Source organism: Pseudoflavonifractor sp. An44 (genome assembly GCF_002161675.1).
Lineage (GTDB): Bacteria > Bacillota > Clostridia > Oscillospirales > Oscillospiraceae > Enterenecus > Enterenecus faecium.
Window position 1 is genome coordinate 108831 of sequence record NZ_NFIH01000004.1, and the last position, 20468, is coordinate 129298.

Genomic DNA, 20468 nt, shown 5'->3' on the forward strand with positions numbered 1-20468 from the left:
GGCGCTTTCATCTATTTGTCTGGCTTACTCAGAAAAATCGGAGTTGATCAGCTCCACCAGAGCGTTGACAGCCTCCTCCTCGTCGGGGCCGTCGGCGATGAGGGTGATGGCGGTGCCCTTCACGATGCCCAGAGAGAGCACGCCCAGCAGGCTCTTGGCGTTGACACGGCGCTCTTCCTTTTCCACCCACACGGAGCTCTTGAATTCATTGGCTTTCTGGATAAAGAAGGTGGCCGGACGAGCGTGCAGGCCAACCTGGTTGTTCACAACAGTCTCTTTCGTTACCATAAGAGATTCCCTCCATATTCTTGCTTGGATTGGGGGAGTACTATCCCGCGCTTTCCCCGAAAATATTTTGCATTCCTAGCATACCAAATTTGGCAAGTAACGTCAACAGCATTTTGTACAAATCGCAGCGGTCCGTTTGGTGAAAAGTACGATTCACCCGTTCCTTGGTTATTTCATGGTCACCACGGTGACGCCGTCCTCTCCTTCACCATATGCACCAGGGCGGGCAGATTTCACATATCGGCTGTGCTTGAGGTGCTCCCGCACTGCCTTGCGCAAAGCGCCGGTGCCCTTGCCGTGGATGATGGTTACCGTCTCCAGCTTGCCCATGAGGGCGTTGTCCAGGAACATGTCCACAGCGGCCAGGGCCTCGTCCACCATCATACCCCGCAGGTCCAGCTCCGCCTTGGCGGCAGCGGCCCGGAAGGGGCGGGTGACGGTGGCTTTGCGGGCCTTGTCCTTCTGGCTCTGCTTGTGGCGGGCGGTGGCCTCTTCCAGCACCCGCACCTCGTCCTGCTTGGCCTTGAGCTTCAAAATACCCGCCTGGAGCTGGAGGGTGCCGTCCTTGTTCACCCCCACCACCTGGGCCTGGGTGTGGGTTTTCAGCACCTCCACCATGTCTCCCACCACCGCCGGGCGGGTGGGTGCGGGAGCCTCCAGCTCCTCGCCCTTGGCGCCCAGGGCGTTCTCCGCCTCGTTGAGGGTGCGGCGCAGGTCGGAGCGCTGCTGGTTGTCGTCCACCCACTCGCGGGCCTTCTCCTGGCGGCGGCGCATGGCGTTGAGCTCCTTAAACACGGCATCGGCGGTGTCCCGGGCCTCCTGGATGATGGCACGGGCCTCGGCCTGAGCCTTCTCGGTGGCCTTCCGCCGCTCCTCCTCGATGCGCTCCCGGTAGTGGTCCGCCTCGGCCTTGGTGCGCTCCATCTCCCGGCGCAGCTCCTGGGCCTTCTCCTTCTCCCGCTCCATGGCCTGGCGCTGGCTCTCCAGCTGGCTGATGACATCCTCAAAGCGGACGTTTTCCGCATCAATCCGGTCGGCGGCCCGCTGGATGATGTAGTCGGGCAGCCCCAGGCGGCGGGAGATGGCAAAGGCGTTGGACTTGCCGGGGATACCGATGAGCACCCGGTAGGTGGGGGCCAGGGTGTCCACGTTGAACTCACAGGAGGCGTTCTCTACCCCCTGGGTGGTCATGGCGTACACCTTCAACTCGGCGTAATGGGTGGTGGCGGCCACACGGGCCCCCAGCTGACGGGCGGACTCGATGATGGCGGCGGCCAGAGCGGCGCCCTCCACCGGGTCGGTGCCCGCCCCCAACTCGTCGAAGAGCACCAGGGTGTCCTCATCCAGCTGCTCCAGCATGGCCACAATGTTCACCATGTGGGAGGAGAAGGTGGACAGGGACTGGTCAATGGACTGCTCGTCGCCAATGTCCGCCAGCACCGCCGAGCACACCCGAATGGTGGACCCGTCCATGGCGGGGATGTGGAGGCCGCACTGGGCCATGAGGGTCAAGAGGCCCAGAGTCTTCAAGGTCACCGTCTTACCACCGGTGTTGGGACCGGTGATGACCAGGGTGTCAAAGTCACGGCCCAAGTACAGGTCGTTGTGCACGGCAGTCTTGGGGTCCAGCAGGGGGTGGCGGGCTTTTTTCAGCTCAATGTAGTCCCCCAACACCGGCTCCATGCCCCCCATGTGGGTGGACAGCTTGGCCCGGGCGAAGATCACGTCCAGGGCGATGAGGGTGCGGTAGTTGTCCTCGATGCCCTCCCGGAACCCGGCACAGTCGGCGGACAGCTCCGCCAGAATGCGCTCGATCTCCTTCTGCTCCTTCATTTGCAGCTCTCGCAGCTCATTGTTGGCGTTGACCACCCCCATGGGCTCGATGAAGAAGGTGCCGCCGGAGCCGGACACATCGTGGACCAGGCCGGGAATCTCGTTTTTGTGCTCGCTCTTCACCGGCACCACGTAGCGGCCACCCCGCATGGTGATGATGGACTCCTGCAAATACTTGGACTGGTTGGAGGAGATGAGGCGGTTGAGCACGTCCCGCACCTTCCCCGCCGCCGCCCGGATGTGGCGGCGGATGTCCGCCAGCTCGGGGGAAGCGGAGTCGGCGATCTCATCCTCGCTGAGGATGGAGCCGCTGATTTTCTCCTCCAAAAAGCGGTTGGGGGACAAGCTGTGGAAATAGCCGTCCAACACGGTCTTTTCCGTGCTCTCCCCCACTCCGTACTCCCGCACATTGCGGGCGCAGCGCAGCACCTGGGCGATGTCCAGCAGCTCCCGGGTGTTCAATGCGCCGCCCCGGTCCGCCCGCTGCAAGGCAGCGGCCACCGGGCGCACCCCGGAAAAGGAGGGTGTGCCGTGCTTGACCAGCATTTGAAAGGCGGCCGAGGTCTGCTTTTGCAGCCGGGACACGTCGGACACCACCGTCTGAGGTCGCACCTTGCGGCAGGTCTCCTTGCCCTCCTCGGTCACCGCCTCGTCAGCCAGCATGGCCAGCACCCGCGGCAGTTCCAGGGTCTGTATGGATTTTTCAAGTAGTTCTGTCATATGTCATAGTCTCCGTATGCAAGGACTTATAGAAGTCCAGGGTATGAAATCCTCGTTCCAACTGGGTCATGAGATAGGCCTCGGAGGCGTCCGCCAGCTTTCTAAGGGACGGTTTGTCCAGCGTAAAGGAGAACAGCCGCTTGGGGTTGCCCCACATGATGTATCGCAGGGCCGCCAGAGCCGCCCCGGTCAGAGGCATGGACACTCCCTCCCCCAGCTTCTCCCGGCACCCCTTGCAGTGGAGTACCCCTTCCCGCAGGTGGAGGCAGGGGGCCTCCGGGGTCTCGCAGCCGCACACCCCGCACTCTCCCACCATGGGCTCATAGCCCGCCAGGGCCATGGCCTTCCACTCAAAGGCGGTCTTCACCTGGGTGAGGGACACGGACATCTCATCCAGGGCATGGAGGGCGTTGAGAGTGAGGGCCAGCAGCTCCGGCTCGGGCTGCTCCCCCTCGCACAGAGTCTCGGTGACCTGGGCAAAATAGCTGCCCAAGGCCAGCTTGTCCAAGTCCTCCCGCACCCCACGAAAGGCCCGCTGGGTCACCGCCTCCTTCACCTGCCAGCGGCCCTGGCGCTGGGAGAGGGTGAACTCGGCCCAGGTCAGCACTTGGCAGGCGGCGGCGGTGGCATCCTTTTTCTTGCGCACGCCCCGGGCAGACAGGGTGAGCTTGCCCTGCTCCGGGGTGAGCACGGTGAGCAACTTATCCGAGTCCTTGTACTCCACTTCCCGCAGGACCAGGGCTGTGGTGGTCAGGTACATGGGGTGTCCTCCGATTGCCAGGCATACACAATCATGCCCGGCTCCTCCTCTCCCCAGCCGTTGATGGGTTGGCGATCCGTGGCCACAAAGCCGCGGGCCACATGGGTGGCGATGGAGGGGGCATTTCGGGGGGAGACCAGGCTGAACAGCTCACCCGCTCCCTGCCCCGTGAGCAGCTCCTGGGTGTGCTTTATCAGCTGTTTGGCCCAGCCCTTGCCTCGGGCCTGGGGAGCGGTCTCCAGGGCCTCCAGGAACCACACCCCCGGGGCACTCTCTACGCAGCGCAGGGCACTGACCCACACGCCGTCCACTTCCTCCACCAGCACCATCTGGCGGTGGTGGGTGACAAATTCTTTCAAAAACTCTTCATAAGCCTGTTCCATGGCCTGGGGCGATTCAAAATGGCGTGCCAGTTGGTCCATGGACTCCCGGTAGAGGTCCACCAGACGGCGCACCGTCTCCGGCTCCACCTGGGTGACACGTTTGAGCATTGGTCTTTCCTTCTTTCTCCGTCTCCGGGCGCTCCCAGCGGGTCATGAGCCACGCCTCGGGCAGCCCGGTCTTCCAAAACAGCTCCCAGTTCCCCAATGGCTTCACGCTTCACATCCCCTTTCTACCCTTTAGGGTGAGAGGGGATGTGTTCGTTTATAACTGGGAATTTTTACTCCTCAGTATAGCCAAAATTGTGGATAAGATTAATATTGTCTCTCCAGTTTTCTTTCACCTTCACCCAAGTTTCCAGGTACACCTTGGCCCCCATAAAGGCCTCCATGTCCTCCCGGGCCTGGGTGGAGATCTTCTTGAGCATGGAGCCCTTCTTGCCGATGATGATGCCCTTGTGGGAGTCCTTCTCACAGTAGATGGTGACGTGGCAGTCGATGATATCGTCGTCCCGCTGGGTGAATCGGGTCACCTCCACGGCGGTGCCGTGGGGAATCTCCTGGTCCAGGTTGCGCAGCAGCTTCTCCCGGACGATCTCCGCCATGATCTGCCGCTCGGGCTGGTCGGTGACCACATCGTCGGGGAACAGCTGGGGTCCCTCGGGAATCCACTTGGCCAGCAGGTCCAGCAGTTCTTCCACACCCTCCCCGGTTTTTGCGGAAATGGGCATGACGGCGTCCCAGTTGTGGGCGGCGCCATACACGGCCATCACAGACAGCAGCTTTTCCTTCTCGATGGTGTCAATCTTATTGATGACCAGCACGGCGGGGGCGCCCAGGGCCTTGATGCGGCCGATGAGCTCCTCCTCGGCGGGGCCGATGCGGTCCACCGGCTCCACCAGCAGCATCACGCCGTCCACGTCCGCCACGGACTGGCGCACCACCTTCACCATGTAGTCGCCTAGGCGGGTGCGGGCCTTGTGCAGGCCGGGGGTGTCCACAAAGACGAACTGAGTGTCTCCCCGGTTCAACACCGCACAGATGCGGTTACGGGTGGTCTGGGGCTTGGAGGAGACAATGGCGATCTTCTCCCCCACCAGGGTGTTGGTCAGGGTGGACTTGCCCACGTTGGGGCGGCCCACGATGGTGATAATTCCGCTTTTCTTGATCTGAGACATAGTAGATGATCCTCAACTTTCTTTGGTATTGGCATTGAACATAGCCAGTTTTATTTGGAAGAGAATTTAATTCTCTCTATCCCACATGACATAGAAGTCCCGCCGTCCGTCCCCTTTGCCGTAATAGCTCAACTCATAGATTCCGGTGCGGCCGTCGGCCTCAATGACCACCCGCAGGGTGGGAAAGCCCTCGGGAATGTCCTGCTGCACCAGCATGGACACGGGTTCGGGGCCGCTGGTGGTGTGCACGTCCTGGATGTCGGTGATCTCTCCGGTGTTCGTATCGTAGGAGATCTCCTGCAAGGTGATGGTGCTCCCCGGCAGTCGGGGCACAATGAGCATATACTCGCCGTACTCCTGGTCGGGGTACACCTGGTCCACATTGCCCGCCAGGTCCAGCTCCGCCTGGGTGGGATTTAGAATCACCACACCCAGAATGCTCTCTCCCGCCAGGGCGTCAAACACCTCTGTTTGTCCCACGGGTTCTGGGGTCTGAACGGGCTTTAGGGTGGTGACCTTCTCCTCCGTGGTCACTTCGGTTTTGTTGATAAAGGCTGTGCACCCGGTGAGAAGCAGCCCGGCGCACAGGGTGGCAGCGGATAACATCAGCAACCTCTTCATGGTACAGCCTCCTTTTCACACGTTGGTTATCGGGTCAGTCCAATTTCCTCCATAATGGCGTCCTCCCGCTCCCGCATCTGGGCCTTCTGGGGTCCCTCGTCCAGGTGGTCGTAGCCCAGCAGGTGGAGCACCGAGTGCACCACCAGGTAGGAGAGCTCCCGCTCCCGGCTGTGACCGTACTCCTGGGCCTGGGCCTCCACCCGCTCCAGAGACAGCACCATATCCCCCAGGGGGACACAGCCGCTGTCCGGGTCAGCCCAATCCGCCTGGGGCTTCTCCCCGGGGGTGAGGTCGAACATGGGGAAGGACAGGACGTCGGTGGGGCGGTCCACCCCTCGCATGTCCAGATTGATGGCGTGGATGCCCGCGTCGTCGCTGAGCAGCACGTCAATTTCGCAGGGCACCTCCACCCCCTGGGCGGCCAGAGCGGTGGCAATGGTGGAGCGGATGAGGGCACAGGTTTCCTCGGTGTCCGCCCCCTCCACCTCGGTGGAGATGGAGATCTGGTGCTTGTCAGCCATGGGTCTTCCTCCTCCCCTGCTTGTCGCCGCCCTTATCCTTGTCCTTGGGGGGCTGGTTGGCGTGATAGTAGTCGTCATAGGCCTTGATGATGCGCTGGACAATGACGTGGCGCACCACGTCCTGGTCGGTGAGCTGGCAGATGGCGATATCCTCCACCCCACGCAGCACCCGCATAGCCTCCTTCAGGCCGCTGGTCTTGTCGGCGGGCAGGTCAATCTGGGTCACGTCGCCGGTGATGACCACCTTGGAGCCGAAGCCCATACGGGTGAGGAACATTTTCATCTGCTCCCGACTGGTGTTCTGGGCCTCGTCCAGGATGATAAAGCTGTCGTCCAGGGTGCGGCCACGCATGTAGGCCAGAGGGGCCACCTCGATGTTGCCCCGCTCCAGGTACTTCTGATAGGTCTCCGCCCCCAACATGTCAAAGAGGGCGTCGTACAGGGGGCGCAGGTAGGGGTCCACCTTGGACTGCAAGTCGCCGGGCAGGAAGCCCAGCCGCTCCCCGGCCTCCACCGCCGGACGGGTGAGGATGATGCGGTTGATCTGCTTTTCCCGGAAGGCGGCCACCGCCGCGGCCACCGCCAGGTAGGTCTTACCGGTACCGGCGGGGCCCACCCCCAGGGTGACGGTGTTGTTTTTAATGGAGTCAATATACTTCTTCTGACCCACGGTCTTGGCCTTGATGGGCTTGCCCTTGGCGGTGACGCACACCACGTCCCCCGCCAGCTGGGCGATCTTGCCCTCGTTGCCCGCCCGCACCAACTCAATGATGTAGCGCACATTCTGCTGGTTGATGGGCTCCCCCTTGGCGGACAGGGAGAGAAGGCCCTGCACCGCCTTCACCGCCCACATCACCGCCTCCCCGTCGCCGGAGATTTTCAGGTTGGACTCCCGGTTTACCACCGTGACCCCCAGCTCCTGCTCGATGATGCGGATATTTTCATCAAAGAGGCCAAAGAGGTTGATGGCCTCCTCCATACGCTCAATGCTAATGCACTGCTCTGTCATTTGTTAAGATTCCTCCCCACTCTGGGTTTCCGGTTCTATGTGTCCGGTGGTACCTGGGCGCTCCACGGTGCGGCCGATCTGTTCCCGGCACTCGGCCACCATGGACACCACCAGGGTGGCCCCCTCTACCCGGGTGACAAAGTCCTGGTGGAGAATCTCCCCGTCTCCCACCTCCAGCAGCTGCTCCAGCCGCTGCTGCAACAATTCCTTCAACAGCGCTTCTCCCTGCTGTGGGTCCACCTGCTGCTGCTGGACGGTGTACCCCCGGTAGGTGGTGGTCTGCCACCACACCGGCCAGGTGTAGCCGCCCAGTTCCAGGAACTCCGTGTTGGTTATTTTATCATATCCTTCGGGGAAAATGCTACTCTTTTCAAAAAAATCCAGTTCCAGGCCCAAAATTCCCAGGCGGTACCCGGTATGGGTGTCCTCCTCATACACTTTGGTGGGCACCGTCAGGGGCAGACGCTCCTCCAGGGTGCGCCAGGTGCGGGCGGTGACGGTGCCGGTGGCGTGGACCACCAGGTCCCCGGCGTAGGGTTTTTCCGGGTTCTGCTGGTAGAGGGGAATGGTGCCGCTGATGAGCACTTCCCCCTTGGCCACAATGTCACCATCCACAAATTGCGCCTGGCCTGCGGAAGTCTGGATATCTTCAATGATGCCGTCGGCGGTGGCCACAATGTCCGCCGGGGTGGACTGGTCCAGAAGCTCCGGCTGGGGGTCGGCCTCCTCCACCTGCACCACCACCCGGGTGCCGTAGAGGTTGATGGCCATAAAGGACAGCTCGGGCAGGGAGATCAGGGCCTCGTTGACCACCTCCCGCTGAGCAATGGAGGGAGCGTACACCCCCGGACGCACCCCCAGCCGCTCCAACTGGGTGAGAATCACCGCAGAGGGCACCGTCTCATTGCCCACCACCTCCACCACCAGCACAAACTGGCTGAGGATGCTCACCGCCGCCAGGCACAGCCCCAGCCCCAATACAAATCCCCACCGCTTGGACAGCCGCTGGGCCTGGGCCACGCCGCCCCGGCGTGAGAGCACCTCCAGGGTGCACCCGCACCGCCCTGCCAGCTCCTTGAGCTCCTCCAGGTCGGACAGGTGCACCCGCACCTGGACCGTGTGGGCGTCGGGCCACTTAAGCCGCCAAAAGCCCCGGCGGTTCTGGGCGCACAGATTGAGAAACCGCTCGGGATAGGCCCCGGTCACCTGGATGACGGCGTAACCCAACAGCAGGTTGAACCATTTTTTCATACCCTCACCTCGTCAGCTCCACCGCTGTGATGCGCCCGGTGATGAGCAGCTGGGTGGGATTCATGGCCCGCAGCTCCAGCCCCTCCCCCTTCACCATCACCAGCAGTTTGCCCGCAGAGATGTGGATTTCCTCCGGTCCATAGGCCAAAATTCCCCGGTGTGGCTCCATGCGCAGCTCCCCGTCTCCGATGAGCTCCAGCCGGGGCAGCCCCGCCAACACATCCCCCGGCACATCCAACAGCCGGGAGGCCCGCTCCAACAGGCTCTGCTTTTTCTCCATGTCCATCACCTCTGGAAACTCTATGAACCATCAGCCCTTCACTTGCCTGTCCCAATGGGATTTTACGTGGACATTTGCCCCAGGTTGTGATAGAGTAAAGAGAAATGTGAAGAAAAGGCGGTACAACATCCATGCAACCAAACAACTCCAAATACCGGGATAAGAGCCGGGAGCCCAGCTACACGGTAGCCGAGCCCACCACGCTCCTTCCCTTTCTGCTGGCTACCCTCAAGGGGAAGAGCCGCAACAACGTCAAGTCCCTGCTCTCCCGCAAGCTGGTGACGGTGGACGGCAAGCCCACCTCCCAGTTCGACACGCCCCTGGCCCCCGGCCAGGTGGTGACCATCCTGTCCGTGTCCGCCCCCAAGCAGGACACCCTCCCCTTCCCCATCCTCTTTGAGGATGAGCACCTCATTGTGGTCAACAAGCCCGCCAAGCTTTTGAGCGTGGGCAACGAGAAGGAGAAGGTGCGCACGGCCTACCACATGGTCACCGACTACGTGAAGAGCCAGCACATCGACAACCGCATTTTTGTCATCCACCGTCTGGACCGGGACACCTCCGGAGTGCTGATGTTCGCCAAGGACGAGGCCACCAAAGAGCTGTTCCAGTCCCGTTGGAACGACATTGTCACCCGCCGGGGCTATCTGGCGGTGGTGGAAGGCACCCCCCGCCCCGAGCGAGACACCATCCACTCCTACCTGGTGGAGACCAAGACCCACATGATCTTCTCCGGCGACCCCGGCCCCGGGGCCAAGGAGGCCATCACCAACTACGAGGTCATCAAGAGCGGCTCTGGCTACTCCCTGCTGGATATCTCCATTGACACTGGCCGGAAAAACCAGATTCGTGTCCACATGAAGGAGCGAGGCTGTCCCATTGCCGGGGACAAGCAGTATGACGCCCGCACCAACCCCATCGGGCGGCTGTGCCTCCACGCTAACGAGCTGTCCTTCACCCACCCCGCCACTGGACAGCCCACCACCTTCAAGGCCAAGATGCCTCGGGACTTCAACCGAGTGTTCCGCTGAGATGGGCAAACGCCATGAACAGATACAAAGACACATCCAGGCAGGTCCGGACCCGGGACCAAAGCCTGGAATCCACCGCCACAGAACCTGAGCCTGAGCGGTGTGAAATCACCGGAAGGCCCAACGGCAAGAGCTATCTGGTGTTGGCAGGAGTGATTTTGGCGCTGCTGGTTTTCCTCCTGCTGCCCATCCTCCTGCACAGCGTGACTGCCCACAAGAATTCCCTGGCCCTTCTCTCCGGCATCGGCGCTGTGGCCATGGTGGGTATCCTCGTCTATTTGGCGGCGCGCTATCGGTGCTTTCAGGTGAAGATGGACGCCCAGGGGTTCTATCTTCGCACCACTCCCTTCAACGGTAAATACTACCGCTACACTGATATCAAGGAGTGCCGAGAGGTTCGGCGGGTATACCGTCCCCGTGGGGCCCAGGGCAGCAGAGCCCCCCATTCCTATGCCTTTCTCTTCTTCTTCACCGATGGGTCCGGGGTCACCCGACAATTCTTCTTTCAGAAGGAGCAATTCAGCCACGAGATTCAGGTGTTAAAGGCCCGCATTGCGGCGGCCCAGCACCAGGACGCCCAGGAGCCGACTCGCCCCACGGTGCCCCCCCGAGCCCGCACCGCCGCTCCCAGCAAGGTTCCCCCTCTGCCGCTGCTGCTGTTGGGGATTGTGCTGCTGGGCATCGGGCTGTACCTGCTCTCCCCCCACATCGTGGCCATGCTGCGTCTGAACCCCCAGAACAACAGTTGGACCCAGACCACCGCCACGGTGGTGAACGTCTCCACCCAGGGCGATTCCTACAATATCGTCTACTCCTATACCGTCAACGGTGCGTCCTATCAGAACTCCACCACCTCGGACACCTCTATGCGGCTGGGCGACACCATCTCGGTGTACTATAACCCGGCTTCTCCCCAGTTCTCCCGGGACTCCATAGGCGGGGGCACCGGAGAAACCGTCCCCATAAGCAAAACGCTGCTGGGGGCCCTCTCCACGGCCTTGGGCCTGGGGTGTGTGAGTGTGGTGGCCTGGAGCTTAAAAAAGCCCGCCACCGCTCCGGCGAAGGTGCGTCGGGATTCCAACCGAACCACTCGATGAGTTTGGACCGTTCAAGGAGGAAAGAACATGGAAGAAGATAAATGGGTCTATGAAATTGGGAAAGATGGTTTTGCTGTGGTATTCCCCCTGATTGGCTTGGTCATATCTGGCGGTATCGCCATTGCGCTGGCTTTGGCCAACAATCCGGCGGTATTCTTTATGAGCCTGTTTGCTCTGTTCATGCTGGTGATGACGTTGATGGTGCTGTATCGCCAGTTCATCATGAAGTTCCTGGTGGGCAAGAATGGCTTTTACCACAAAACCAGACCGGGAAACGGGCATTATTACCGCTACAGCGAGCTGGATAAGGCCTGGACTGCCTTTGACGGAGGTACAAAGTCCCTATACTTTTATTATCAGCTGCCGGGCAAGTCTCCTGTCCGCATCTTCTACAACCCCATAGAGGATGAGGCGGTGGAGTACATGCTCTCCAAGTTCCGCTCCTTCCACCCTGAGTTGGAGGAGGAAAACGAGGACTGGGAAGCGGAAGAATAAGATAGAAAGACAGGCGGTGATGTTCACCGCCTGTCTTTTGCTTATTGTATTTTACAAGAGAACATTGATGTTCTCCAATTTTCTAGGCGCAAATCTGCGCCCCTGGCAGGGACGCTCCGCTGGGGTAACTTTCTGCCGCCAGAAAGTCACCAAAGACCGCCAAAGGCGGGGCCTTCCCCCGCCTTGTGGAATCCACCCCGCGGCACTGGGTGGAGGGTGCAACCTTCTCTTTTCGGCCCTTGGCCCGGTGGGGTCACATAGATGGCTTACCAGTCCTATGGGCGGCACTTACTTCTATGTTAGCATGTTCTTCTACCCCCAGGGCCTTACCCTGGTGCGCCGCTGTTCCCAGCGCTCGGAAGCCTAACTCCCGGCGGCGGCAACGCCGCTGCGCCAAGGTAGGCCCGGGCATGGAAACCACCTGGTGATAGGGCCAGTTGCCCAAGTTGGCCTGGTGTGGTGGCAGTGACAGGAGCCACAGCAAGGGTCACGGGCCGAACACCAACTTGACGCAGTTCCAGCCTCGTACCCCAGGGAGGTACTTAGGGGGGAACGCCCTAAGCGGGTTTTGGTTCCTTTTGACCGAGCAAAAGGAACCCCCAGCGGGGAGCGTCCCCGCCAGGCTGGCAAGCCTATTCCAAGAAAAAGAGCCACCATGCAATTCACATGTGTGGCTCATCATCAACCATATTCTACTTGGGTGCGTCTGATTCGTCCCTAACATACTCCACCAACTCTCCCGGCTGACACTGCAACAGGAAACACAACTTTCCCAGAGTCTCGGTGGTAATCGGCTTGTCGTGTCGAATTCTCTGTAACGTCTGGGCATCAATGCCAGCATTGGCCAAACGATAATAGGATATGTGATTGTCCTCCATGAATTGCCGCATAGGGCCAAATGAAATTGGCATTTTATCACCCCACTGCGGCTATTATATGGGGCTTGAAACTTTTCATTATAGTGATTATAATCACTATAATGAGGAGGGGATTTATATGAACGTAACCTTTTGTGGACATGCCAAAATTTCAGATCAAAAATCTGTGCAAAGCTGGCTGTTTGAAGTCACACAGGCCCTGATTGAGCAGGGCGCCACCACCTTTTATCTGGGCGGGTACGGCTCGTTCGATGAATTGGCGGCCTGGGTCCTGCGCAAACAGAAAGAGACCCATCCAGACATAAAGCTGGTTCTGGTTCGGCCCTATCTCAACTGGAACAAGGACGGTTCCGGCTATGATTATAGCGTCTATCCGCCTCTGGAGTCGGTTTCACCTCACCTTGCCATTCCCAAGCGCAACCAGTGGATGGTGGACGCCTCCCAGGTGGTGGTGTCTTACGTTCTCCACAACTGGGGCGGAGCTGCCGCCACCCTACGCTATGCCAGGCAGAAAAAGAAAATCATTCTCTCCTATGTTCCCGGTGTCACAGCCCCATAGCATACAAAAACCCCGCCGTCTCTGCCCAAAACTTGGGCGGAGACGGCGGGGGCTTTTTGTAATTTGAATTAGCTCAAAAAGTCCTTCAGCTTCTTGGAGCGGCTGGGGTGTCGCAGCTTGCGCAGGGCCTTGGCCTCGATCTGACGGATACGTTCCCGGGTGACGTTGAACTCCTTGCCCACTTCCTCCAGGGTGCGGGTACGGCCGTCCTCAATGCCGAAGCGCAGCTTCAGCACCTTCTCCTCTCGGGGGGTGAGGGTGGACAGCACGTCCACCAGCTGCTCCTTCAACAGGGTGAACGAGGCGGCCTCGGAGGGCTCAGAGGCGTCCTCGTCGGGGATGAAGTCGCCCAGATGGCTGTCCTCCTCCTCGCCGATGGGGGTTTCCAGGGAGACGGGCTCCTGGGCGATCTTCAAAATCTCCCGCACCTTCTCCACGGGCATGTTCATCTCAGCGGCGGTCTCCTCGGGGGTGGGGTCGTGGCCCAGCTCCTGGAGCAGCTGACGGTTGACCCGGATGACCTTGTTGATGGTCTCCACCATGTGCACGGGGATGCGGATGGTACGGGCCTGGTCGGCGATGGCACGGGTGATGGCCTGACGAATCCACCAGGTGGCGTAGGTGGAGAACTTGTAGCCCTTGGTGTAGTCGAACTTCTCCACCGCCTTGATCAGACCCAGGTTGCCCTCCTGAATCAAATCCAGGAACAGCATACCACGGCCCACATACCGCTTGGCGATGGACACCACCAGACGCAGGTTGGCCTCGGCCAGCTTCTGCTTGGCCCGCTCCCCGGCCTTGATGCTCTTGTTCAGCTCCTGGAGCACCTCGGCGGGCAGCTCCTCCCCGGTCTTCTCCAGCTCGGCCTTCTGCTCCTTGGCCAGGTTGCCAGCGGCCATGGCCTTGGCCAGCTCGATCTCCTGGTCGGGAGAGAGCAGGTCCACCTTACCGATCTCCTTGAGGTACATGCGCACGGGGTCGTCGATGGCGAAGGAGTCCACCAGGGTGTTGGGGTCCACCAGCTCCTCCTCGTTGAAGTCCTCCATCTCCTCGGCGGGGGGCAGCAGGTCCTCCTCGCTGAGGATGGGCATCAGGTCCTCTTCCCCGGCGGCGTCCACGCCCAGGTTCTCCATGATGTCGTACATCTTGTCCATCTGCTCGCTCTCCAGGTTCATGGACTCCAGCACTTCCATCATCTCACCGGAGGACAGCTTGCCCTTCTTGTAGCCAGCGTCCACCAGCTCCACCAGGCGCTCACCGCCCTGGATGCCGTCCACCAGCTTCACCAGTTCCGCCTTGGCGCTCTCGAACTTCTCCTTGCTGACCATGCTAATGCCGGAAGCCACCTCGGGCTTCTTGCCGTTTTTCTTCTTTTCACTCATGGTTTTCATCCTCCGTAGCTTTTTTTCTGTTTGAGTAGGTCTCTGAGTTGGGCCAAGTCCTGGCCGCTGTGTATGTCTGCCTTGCGATGTTGCGCAAGGATGGTCTGCTTATAATCGTCTAAGGCCGCCTGAGCGGTGTGCATGGGCTGGGGCTGCTGCACCACAGCGGACAGGTGGTCCATCTCCTCGGGGGTGAACACCCCGTCCAGGGCCGCCAAGCTCACCGGCTTGCCCGCCTGCCACCGCTGCCGCAACTGGTCATAGGCCCGCCCCAGCAGAGGGGCCGAGAAATCGGACGCAGGTAAGTCCTCCAGCTGCCGGAAATAACTGGGGTCCAGCAGCACCACCCGCAGCACGCCCTCCTCGGCCAGGGCCGAGCGCACATTGGTGTAGCGCAGCTCTCGCTGCTTGGGCTGAATGGTCTGAGTGGGAGTGAGGCTGCGCCGCTCCTCCTGTCGCCGGGCCTGTCGCCCTTTTTGGCGGCGCTGCTGCTCCACCTCCTGGGCCATGGCCTCCCGGCTGATGCCGGCGGCGTCGGCGGCTCGGTTTCCGTAAATCTCCCGCTCCACCGGGCTGTTGAGGCCCGCCACCAGACCTGCCGCCGCCTGTAAGTACTGGGCCTTCTGGTCGTCCTGGCTCAAGTCAAAGCCCTGGCGCACCTCCTCCAGACGGTATTCCACCGAGTTGGCACAGCCCTGGAGCAGTCCTTCAAACACTTCGGGCCCCTGATGCTTGATGAAGTCGTCGGCGTCCTGCTTTACCAGCTGGCCGCTGTCGTCCCGCCGACGGGGCAGCTGGAGCACCTTCACTTGCAGTTGGGAGCCTTTCAGCAGAGCGATGGCCCGCTGGGTGGCGTCCACGCCCGCATTGTCGTTGTCGTAGCACAGCACCAGCTCCTGGGTGTACTTTTCCAGAATGCGGATGTGCTCTTCCGTCAAAGCCGTGCCCATGGTGGCAATGGTGTTGTCAAAGCCCGCCTGATGCAGGGTGATGACGTCGATGTTGCCCTCCACCAGAATCATGTTGGGCCGTTTGGTATTCTTGGCGTAGTTGAGGCCGTACAAAATGGACCGCTTTTTGAAAATGGCGGTCTCCGGGGTGTTCAAATACTTGGGGGTGGAATCGTCCATCACCCGGCTGGTAAAGCCAATGACGTTGCCCCGCACGTCGATGACCGGGAGCATGAGGCGGTTTCGGTACTTATCATAAATGCCGCCGTTTTTCCCCGCCACCGCCAGGCCCGCCTCGATGAGGTCGGCCTTGTCGTATCCCTTCTCCCGCATGGCCAAAATGAGACGGTCCCAGGCGTTGGGGGCGGCTCCCAGGCCGAACCGAGCGGAAAACTTGGGGCTGATGCGCCGCTTTTTGGCGATATACTCCGCCACCTGGGCCCCTTCGGGCTGGGAGAGCATGGAGCGATAGAACCGGGCGGCCTCTTTATTCAGCTCCAGAATGCGCTGGCGTTTTTCCCGCCATGCACCATTGCTGTTGTCCTCGGGCACCTCCATGCCAGCCTGGGCAGCCAGCTTGCGCACTGCCTCGGGGAAGGGAAGATTCTCCATCTCCATGACAAAGCGCACCGCACCGCCCCCCTTGCCGCAGCCGAAGCAGTGGAAAATCTGCTTGCTCTCATTGACGGAGAAGGAGGGGGTCTTTTCCCGGTGGAAGGGACACAGGCCCCAGTAGTTGCCACCCTTCCGGGTGAGGGGGACGTAGGCGGACACCACGTCCACAATGTTGAGCCGACTGCTCAGCTCGTCCAAAAATTGTTCCGGTATGGCCATGGTTTCACCTCCCCATTCTAGCCATATTTTATCTGGGTAACACCGCACAATTCGGCAAGACGAATTTGCGAGTAAATTTTACATCCAGATGAGGCGTGGTTTTGCAGCAATACTTGGTGTATTGCAAAAAATCACAACGAAATATGGGTGCAAAATTTCCGCAAAGGCGCGCAGACGATATTGTTCGGTGTTGCCCTGTTATTTAATCATCCACCGCATTGGGATAAAAAGCTCTTCGAATTTCTCCACGGCGTAGGCGTCGCTCATGCCAGCAATGTAGTCGGTGACCGCCCGCTCCACGCCCTCCCGCACCAGAATGTCCTGATACTCACAGGGGAGCTTGTCGTTGTGCTTGCAGTAGTATTCAAACATATGGCAGATCATGTCCTCCGCCTTGGACTCCTCCCCTTTTGCCTTGGGGTTGAAGTACACCGCCTCAAACATGAAGTTTTTCAGCTCTGCCATGGCCTTGGCCACCTCCGGGGACTGGTGAATCTCCATTCCCTCCTGGCTATTGGCCACAATGTCCAGCACCAGCCGCTCAATGCGCTCCCCGTGGGTGAAGCCCAGCACCTGGGAGATGTGTACGGGGATGTCGGTGGGGTAGATGATGCCGCCCCGCATGGCGTCGTCAATGTCGTGGTTGATGTAGGCGATCTTGTCGGCGTAGCGCACCAGCTGCCCCTCCAGGGTCTGAGCCATGGGTCCGGTGGTGTGGCGGAGAATGCCGTCCCGCACCTCATAGCACAGGTTCAGCCCGGCGCCGTCCCGCTCCAGGCGGTCCACCACCCGCAGGGACTGCTCATAGTGGCGGAAGCCCCCCTCCACCATCCGGCTCAGCGCCCGCTCTCCGGCGTGGCCAAAGGGGGTGTGGCCCAAATCGTGGGCCAAGGCGGCGGCCTCGGTGAGGTCCTGGTTCAGCCCCAGCGCCCGGGCCATGCTCCGGGCAATCCCCGACACCTCCAGGGTGTGGGTCATGCGGGTGCGGTAATGGTCCCCCTCCGGCTGGAGGAATACCTGGGTCTTGTGCATCAGCCGCCGAAAGGCCTTGGAGTGCACCACCCGGTCCACATCCCGCTGAAAACAGGTGCGCATGGGACAGGGAGGGATGTCCACCGCCCGCCCTTTGGACTGGGCAGCCAAGCAGGCCCTGGGAGAGAGAATCTGTCGCTCCAGCTCCTCGGCATAGGTACGAATTTCCATTTGCACCCCTCCTATCCGATATTTCCTATCACTATATACTCCATATCTGGCGGGAATCCTTCTTTTTATCAAAATTTTTTGAAAACTTTTTTCATACCCCTCTTGTCCCCTCCATAGGGTATGGCAAGGAGGAATGTCTCATGCCCATCCACGCCGCCCTGTTACCCGTTCTGGTGCTATGCGTCATTCTGGTCAACGGCTGGACCGACGCCCCCAACGCCATTGCCACCGCCGTGGGCTCCGGGGCCCTGTCCTTCCGCCCCGCCGTGGCCCTGGCAGCGGTGTGCAACTTTGCCGGGGTGGCCCTGGCCTGTCTGTGTTTCCCCGCCGTGGCCGCCACCATGGAAAATCTGGTGCGCTTTTCCTCCCCCCAAGACACCCAGGCGGGGCTGTGTGGGGCGCTCTTGGCGGTGATCTTGTGGGGGGTGGCGGCGTGGCGGTTTGGCCTGCCCACCAGCGAGAGCCATGCGCTGCTGGCGGGGCTGTCCGGGGCAGCCCTGGCCCTGGGGGCGGACATCCAGCCATCCGCCTGGGCGGCGGTGGGGGCGGGGCTGCTGCTCTCCCTCCCCGCCGGGGTGGTGGCAGGACGGGCGGTGTGCCGTGGGCTGGGCCGCATCCCCCACAACCCGATCCAGGGGCAGCGGTGGGCCGCCGCCCTCACCGCCTTTCTCCACGGGGCCCAGGATGGGCAGAAGTTTCTGGCTCTGCTCCTCATGGCCCAGGGGGTGAGCGCCGCCCGGCCGCCCCTCATCCTGCTGCTGCTCACCGCCTGCACCATGGCCCTGGGCACCGGGCTGGGAGGACGGCGGATTGTGGAGAAAATCGGCCACGAGCTGGCCCACCTCACCCCCACCCAGGGGCTGGCCGCCGATCTGGGCACCGGGGTGGTGCTGGGGGTGTGCTCGGCATTGGGTCTGCCCGTGTCCACCAGCCACGCCAAGGTGGCCGCCATCTGCGGGGCCTCCCCTCATCCCAAGGCGGGGGTGGTGGCCCAGCTGCTGCTGGTATGGGTGCTCACCTTTCCCGCCTGCATGGGGTTGGGGTATGGGTTTGCCCTTCTGTTGAGGTGAGGGCAAACCCGGGATGGGAGTTTGTTCTTCTACCATTTCCATATCCTAGGCTTGCCAACCTGGTGGTATACGCTCCGCTGGGCCCGATTTCTCAGCGATGAGAAATCGGGGAAAGAATCGCCCAGGCTTTCCCCCTGGGAACCCCCTGGGGTACTTGGGACAGGTGCCGGAGCAACCCATACCGCCGCTGAGGTATTGGGACAGCCTGTGCTCCTTGCGCCGCTGCCGCTGATGCCTACGAAGTAGCAGTGCAGTTTTTCTTTGGCAAAAGCGTCGGTGCATGGCAGGAACTGTCATCTTACACCCAACACCGGCCCTGTGCTTCTGAGGCAGGTGTTATCCAACCTGGGAAGTCGAGCGGCAGCGGATGCAGCGGCACAGGAGTATCAGCTTATCCCTGGGCCGGTTGGCGTTTATCCAGAGCCATAGGTCTTCTGACCCAAGGGAGGTTCTTAGGGGGGAACGCCCTAAGCGGGTTTTTCCCCGATTTTTGTCCGCTCAAAAATCGGGCCCAGCGGAGCGTACTTGCCAGGCTGGCAAGTGTGCACAAGAGACGTGGTGGAAAGTCAGGCTTCCCAGACAGCAAAAGATCCCGAAGCCACAACCGCAGCTTCGGGATCATGTTTTGTTGTCTTACACCTGTGCAATGAACTTGAGGAACTGCTCTTTGCCCTCAGCGGTGCGCTTATACACGCCAGCGTGCTCCAGCACCTTGGCAAACACCAGGCCGGTCTCGTACTGGACGATGTCCCAGGCGTTGTCCTGGGTGATGGACTCGTACTTGGTCTTAAAGCCTTCCGCCCAGTCGGCGTGCTTGGCGGTGGTCTCCTGAGCACGCAGGTCGCCGCCGTTGGCCAGGCAATCGGCCACCTGTGCCAGCTCCTCCTTCAGGCGGGCGGGCAGCACGGCCAAACCCATGACCTCGATGAGGCCGATGTTCTCCTTCTTGATGTGGTGGAGCTCCTGGTGGGGATGATACACACCCAGGGGATACTCCTCGGTGGTGATGTTGTTGCGCAGCACCAGGTCCAGCTCATACTTGCCGTCCCGCATCCGGGCGATGGGGGTGATGGTGTTGTGGGGCTCCCCATCGGTCTCAGCATAGATGAAGGCGTCCTCGTCGGTGTACCCTCTCCAGCTGAGCAGAATCTTGTCGGCCAGGTCCACCAGCCGCTCTGGGTTCTCACTGGAAATACGGATGACGGACATGGGCCACTTGACGATGCCAGCGGTGACGTCCTCGTACCCAGCAAAGGTGACGGGGGTCTCCACAGGAGCGGTGGCCATGGCGAAGGTGTAGCGGCCGCCCTGGAAGTGGTCGTGGGCCAGGATGGAGCCGCCCACGATGGGCAGGTCGGCGTTGGAGCCCACGAAGTAGTGGGGGTACTGACGGACGAAGTCCAGGAGCTTTCCGAAGCAGGCCCGGTCGATCTTCATGGGGGTGTGCTCCTGGTTGAAGCAGATGCAGTGCTCGTTGTAGTACACATAGGGAGAGTACTGCAAGAACCAGGGGGAATTGTTGATGGTGATGGGCACAATGCGGTGGTTCTGGCGGGCGGGGTGGTTCACCCGTCCGGCATAGCCCTCATTCTCCGCGCACAGCTGGCAGCGGGGATAGTTGGAGGCGGGGAGATTGCGGGCGGCGGCAATGGCCTTGGGGTCCTTCTCCGGTTTGGAGAGGTTGATGGTGATGTCCATCTCCCCGTACTCGGTGTCCGCCTTCCACCGCACGTCCTTGGCAATGCGGTCCCGGCGGATATAGTTGGTGTCCTGGGAGAAGGTGTAGTACCAGTCGGTGGCCTTCTCCGGGTCCTCGTTGTACAGGGCCTGGAACTTGGCCCGCACCTGGCTGGGCCGGGGGGTGAGGGCGCCCATGATGGCGGTGTCAAAGAGGTCCCGGTACACCACGGAGTTCTCGGTCAGCACCCCACGGGCATAGGCATCGTCCAGCAGCTCATCCAGCACGGCGGCCAGGTCGATGTCCCCCCATTCCTGTCCGGGGTCGGTGTAGCTGTCCAGTTTCAGCACCTCCAGCACCGCATTGGTGGCCCAGGTGGTCTCGCAGGGCTCAATGAGCCCGGTGCGGACCGCATAAGTAATCAGCTTGGAAATGGCCTCGTTCATCTCT

19 protein-coding genes are annotated in these 20468 nt (G+C 61.0%); 5 read left to right on the forward strand and 14 right to left on the reverse strand.

Going from position 1 to position 20468, the window contains the following annotated elements; translation table 11 throughout:
* Nucleotides 1–24: 24 nt before the first annotated feature.
* The 10 genes from B5F98_RS03205 to B5F98_RS03250 form a co-directional block, all read right to left on the reverse strand.
* On the reverse strand, nucleotides 25–288 hold the full coding sequence (locus tag B5F98_RS03205; protein WP_087231242.1) for an HPr family phosphocarrier protein: 264 nt from the start codon (nucleotides 286–288) through the stop codon (nucleotides 25–27).
* Between the two features lie 168 nt (nucleotides 289–456).
* Nucleotides 457–2841 (reverse strand): endonuclease MutS2, encoded by a 2385-nt coding sequence (locus tag B5F98_RS03210; protein WP_087369581.1) that lies wholly within the window; start codon nucleotides 2839–2841, stop codon nucleotides 457–459.
* Entirely contained in the window at nucleotides 2825–3601 is a 777-nt protein-coding gene (recO, locus tag B5F98_RS03215; RefSeq protein ID WP_087369582.1) for a DNA repair protein RecO, read from the reverse strand. The genes B5F98_RS03210 and recO overlap by 17 nt, the downstream gene beginning before the upstream one ends.
* Nucleotides 3592–4092 carry a GNAT family N-acetyltransferase gene (locus B5F98_RS03220; protein ID WP_087369583.1) on the reverse strand — a complete coding sequence of 167 codons (501 nt, stop codon included), beginning with the start codon at nucleotides 4090–4092 and terminating at the stop codon, nucleotides 3592–3594. The genes recO and B5F98_RS03220 overlap by 10 nt, the downstream gene beginning before the upstream one ends.
* A 170-nt stretch (nucleotides 4093–4262) precedes the next feature.
* Nucleotides 4263–5159 (reverse strand): GTPase Era, encoded by an 897-nt coding sequence (era, locus tag B5F98_RS03225; protein ID WP_087369584.1) that lies wholly within the window; start codon nucleotides 5157–5159, stop codon nucleotides 4263–4265.
* A gap of 66 nt (nucleotides 5160–5225) precedes the next feature.
* On the reverse strand, nucleotides 5226–5780 hold the full coding sequence (locus B5F98_RS03230) for a hypothetical protein (protein ID WP_087369585.1): 555 nt from the start codon (nucleotides 5778–5780) through the stop codon (nucleotides 5226–5228).
* Nucleotides 5781–5806: 26 nt separating this feature from the next.
* Complete coding sequence (gene ybeY, locus B5F98_RS03235) at nucleotides 5807–6301, reverse strand: rRNA maturation RNase YbeY (RefSeq protein ID WP_087369586.1); 495 nt, start codon at nucleotides 6299–6301, stop codon at nucleotides 5807–5809.
* Entirely contained in the window at nucleotides 6294–7310 is a 1017-nt protein-coding gene (locus B5F98_RS03240) for a PhoH family protein (RefSeq protein ID WP_087369587.1), read from the reverse strand. The genes ybeY and B5F98_RS03240 overlap by 8 nt, the downstream gene beginning before the upstream one ends.
* Nucleotides 7311–7313: 3 nt before the next feature.
* Nucleotides 7314–8561, reverse strand: a complete 1248-nt coding sequence (locus B5F98_RS03245; RefSeq protein WP_087369588.1) for a sporulation protein YqfD — start codon at nucleotides 8559–8561, stop codon at nucleotides 7314–7316.
* A 4-nt stretch (nucleotides 8562–8565) separates the two neighbouring features.
* Nucleotides 8566–8841 (reverse strand): YabP/YqfC family sporulation protein, encoded by a 276-nt coding sequence (locus B5F98_RS03250; protein WP_087231399.1) that lies wholly within the window; start codon nucleotides 8839–8841, stop codon nucleotides 8566–8568.
* A 131-nt stretch (nucleotides 8842–8972) separates the two neighbouring features.
* Between B5F98_RS03250 and B5F98_RS03255 the strand changes: the two genes are divergently transcribed.
* The 4 genes from B5F98_RS03255 (at nucleotide 8973) to B5F98_RS03275 (ending at nucleotide 12901) form a co-directional block, all read left to right on the forward strand.
* Nucleotides 8973–9872, forward strand: coding sequence for an RluA family pseudouridine synthase (locus tag B5F98_RS03255; RefSeq protein ID WP_087369589.1), 900 nt, complete (start codon nucleotides 8973–8975; stop codon nucleotides 9870–9872).
* A gap of 14 nt (nucleotides 9873–9886) precedes the next feature.
* The gene (locus B5F98_RS03260) at nucleotides 9887–10969 is read left to right on the forward strand and encodes a DUF3592 domain-containing protein (RefSeq protein WP_087369590.1); all 1083 of its coding nucleotides are present in this window, start codon (nucleotides 9887–9889) and stop codon (nucleotides 10967–10969) included.
* 27 nt (nucleotides 10970–10996) lie between these two features.
* Nucleotides 10997–11464 carry a hypothetical protein gene (locus B5F98_RS03265; RefSeq protein ID WP_087369591.1) on the forward strand — a complete coding sequence of 156 codons (468 nt, stop codon included), beginning with the start codon at nucleotides 10997–10999 and terminating at the stop codon, nucleotides 11462–11464.
* 996 nt (nucleotides 11465–12460) lie between these two features.
* Nucleotides 12461–12901: a hypothetical protein gene (locus B5F98_RS03275; RefSeq protein WP_087369593.1), complete on the forward strand. Its 441-nt coding sequence runs from the start codon at nucleotides 12461–12463 to the stop codon at nucleotides 12899–12901.
* A gap of 68 nt (nucleotides 12902–12969) precedes the next feature.
* Here the strand turns inward: B5F98_RS03275 and rpoD are convergent, their stop codons facing one another.
* The 3 genes from rpoD to B5F98_RS03290 form a co-directional block, all read right to left on the reverse strand.
* The gene (gene rpoD / locus B5F98_RS03280) at nucleotides 12970–14283 is read right to left on the reverse strand and encodes an RNA polymerase sigma factor RpoD (RefSeq protein ID WP_087369594.1); all 1314 of its coding nucleotides are present in this window, start codon (nucleotides 14281–14283) and stop codon (nucleotides 12970–12972) included.
* A 5-nt stretch (nucleotides 14284–14288) separates the two neighbouring features.
* On the reverse strand, nucleotides 14289–16067 hold the full coding sequence (dnaG, locus tag B5F98_RS03285; protein ID WP_087369595.1) for a DNA primase: 1779 nt from the start codon (nucleotides 16065–16067) through the stop codon (nucleotides 14289–14291).
* Between the two features lie 198 nt (nucleotides 16068–16265).
* Complete coding sequence (locus B5F98_RS03290) at nucleotides 16266–17270, reverse strand: deoxyguanosinetriphosphate triphosphohydrolase (protein WP_087369596.1); 1005 nt, start codon at nucleotides 17268–17270, stop codon at nucleotides 16266–16268.
* A gap of 140 nt (nucleotides 17271–17410) precedes the next feature.
* On the opposite strand from B5F98_RS03290, the gene B5F98_RS03295 reads away from it, so the two are divergent.
* A complete protein-coding gene (locus tag B5F98_RS03295; protein ID WP_087369597.1) occupies nucleotides 17411–18340 on the forward strand; it encodes an inorganic phosphate transporter in 930 nt (309 codons plus the stop codon).
* A gap of 633 nt (nucleotides 18341–18973) precedes the next feature.
* Here B5F98_RS03295 and galT read toward each other — a convergent pair.
* Complete coding sequence (gene galT, locus B5F98_RS03300; RefSeq protein WP_087369598.1) at nucleotides 18974–20464, reverse strand: UDP-glucose--hexose-1-phosphate uridylyltransferase; 1491 nt, start codon at nucleotides 20462–20464, stop codon at nucleotides 18974–18976.
* Nucleotides 20465–20468: the final 4 nt, after the last annotated feature.

Coding starts and splice junctions, on each gene's coding strand:
- B5F98_RS03205 (WP_087231242.1), bottom strand. CDS start 288: ATGGTAACGAAAGAGACTGTTGTGAACAACCAGGTTGGCCTGCACGCT.
- galT (WP_087369598.1), bottom strand. CDS start 20,464: ATGAACGAGGCCATTTCCAAGCTGATTACTTATGCGGTCCGCACCGGG.
- B5F98_RS03255 (WP_087369589.1), top strand. CDS start 8,973: ATGCAACCAAACAACTCCAAATACCGGGATAAGAGCCGGGAGCCCAGC.
- B5F98_RS03220 (WP_087369583.1), bottom strand. CDS start 4,092: ATGCTCAAACGTGTCACCCAGGTGGAGCCGGAGACGGTGCGCCGTCTG.
- B5F98_RS03275 (WP_087369593.1), top strand. CDS start 12,461: ATGAACGTAACCTTTTGTGGACATGCCAAAATTTCAGATCAAAAATCT.
- B5F98_RS03290 (WP_087369596.1), bottom strand. CDS start 17,270: ATGGAAATTCGTACCTATGCCGAGGAGCTGGAGCGACAGATTCTCTCT.
- B5F98_RS03210 (WP_087369581.1), bottom strand. CDS start 2,841: ATGACAGAACTACTTGAAAAATCCATACAGACCCTGGAACTGCCGCGG.
- ybeY (WP_087369586.1), bottom strand. CDS start 6,301: ATGGCTGACAAGCACCAGATCTCCATCTCCACCGAGGTGGAGGGGGCG.
- B5F98_RS03240 (WP_087369587.1), bottom strand. CDS start 7,310: ATGACAGAGCAGTGCATTAGCATTGAGCGTATGGAGGAGGCCATCAAC.
- B5F98_RS03245 (WP_087369588.1), bottom strand. CDS start 8,561: ATGAAAAAATGGTTCAACCTGCTGTTGGGTTACGCCGTCATCCAGGTG.
- B5F98_RS03230 (WP_087369585.1), bottom strand. CDS start 5,780: ATGAAGAGGTTGCTGATGTTATCCGCTGCCACCCTGTGCGCCGGGCTG.
- B5F98_RS03265 (WP_087369591.1), top strand. CDS start 10,997: ATGGAAGAAGATAAATGGGTCTATGAAATTGGGAAAGATGGTTTTGCT.
- rpoD (WP_087369594.1), bottom strand. CDS start 14,283: ATGAGTGAAAAGAAGAAAAACGGCAAGAAGCCCGAGGTGGCTTCCGGC.
- B5F98_RS03260 (WP_087369590.1), top strand. CDS start 9,887: ATGAACAGATACAAAGACACATCCAGGCAGGTCCGGACCCGGGACCAA.
- B5F98_RS03250 (WP_087231399.1), bottom strand. CDS start 8,841: ATGGAGAAAAAGCAGAGCCTGTTGGAGCGGGCCTCCCGGCTGTTGGAT.
- recO (WP_087369582.1), bottom strand. CDS start 3,601: ATGTACCTGACCACCACAGCCCTGGTCCTGCGGGAAGTGGAGTACAAG.
- era (WP_087369584.1), bottom strand. CDS start 5,159: ATGTCTCAGATCAAGAAAAGCGGAATTATCACCATCGTGGGCCGCCCC.
- B5F98_RS03295 (WP_087369597.1), top strand. CDS start 17,411: ATGCCCATCCACGCCGCCCTGTTACCCGTTCTGGTGCTATGCGTCATT.
- dnaG (WP_087369595.1), bottom strand. CDS start 16,067: ATGGCCATACCGGAACAATTTTTGGACGAGCTGAGCAGTCGGCTCAAC.